A 230-nucleotide genomic window follows, 5' to 3' on the forward strand; every position below is an offset into this window, starting at 1 on the left:
TGTCCGGGTGGCGAACCAGGATCAGCCCGTCGCGGTCGACCAGCGTGATGCTGGTATCGTTCAGGCGCAGCGCCTGGCGCAGGCGTCCGCCCAGCCATTCGAGGTCGATGGCGGCGCTAAGGACGCCGATGGTGCGACCGTCCTCGTCGAGGAGCGGCTGGGCGAAGTGGATCGAGTCCCGTCCGGTGGCCTTGCCGCGCGCGTAGCCGCCCATCACGAAGAGCTGCCGG

1 protein-coding gene is annotated in these 230 nt (G+C 70.0%); it reads right to left on the bottom strand.

Annotated features, from left to right (window positions below):
• The coding region (locus AX737_RS34420; protein ID WP_197430584.1) for a cache domain-containing protein at positions 1-230 on the bottom strand (230 nt) is incomplete at both ends.

Source organism: Methylobacterium sp. CCH5-D2 (genome assembly GCF_001556475.1).
Lineage (GTDB): Bacteria > Pseudomonadota > Alphaproteobacteria > Rhizobiales > Beijerinckiaceae > Methylobacterium > Methylobacterium hispanicum.